The 610-nt window shown below is 66.7% G+C and carries 1 protein-coding gene; it reads right to left on the bottom strand.

Annotated elements, in window-relative coordinates; all coding sequences use genetic code 11:
- The coding region (locus ACZYY4_RS23030; protein WP_463812334.1) for an acyltransferase domain-containing protein at positions 1-610 on the bottom strand (610 nt) is incomplete at both ends.

Here is a 610-nt window from a genome sequence, read left to right as displayed (position 1 = left end):
CGGCCAGCTCCGCCCGCAACTCATCCAGGATCGGATCCATGAACGCGGTATGCGAGGCCACCTCCATGTTGACCCGCCGCGCAAACCGCTCCTGGCCGGCCACCGCAGCGATCACCGCCTCCACCGCATCCGGAGCACCGGCCACCACCGTCTGCCGCGGCGACAAGAACCCCGCAACCGCCACCTGCGGATAATCCGCCAACAACTCCTGGGTGGCCGCCGCATCGAGCTCCAACAACGCCACCGCACCCTGACCGGCCTGCCGCGACATCAAGACCGACCGCACCGCGATCAGCCCCAAACCCTGCTGAGGCGTCAGCGCCCCGGCCACCACCGCCGCCGACACCTCCCCCATCGAATGCCCGATCACCGCATCCGGAACCACGCCATAAGAACGCCACAACGCAGCCAACGCCAACTGCAACCCCATGATCACCGGCTGCACCTGAGCATCACCGGACACCTCACGGCCCTGCTCGATCACCTCACGCAGCGAAAAACCCACCTGCGCAACAAACACCGGCTCCAACTCATCAACCGCCGCAGCGAACGCCGGCTCATCAGCCAGCAACCGACGACCCATCCCCACCCAATGCGAACCCTGACCCGA

This window comes from Mycobacterium sp. IDUB_21 (genome assembly GCF_055419425.1).
The sequence above is the reverse complement of the archived record's forward strand: the minus strand, read 5'-3'. Positions and strand labels throughout refer to the sequence as shown.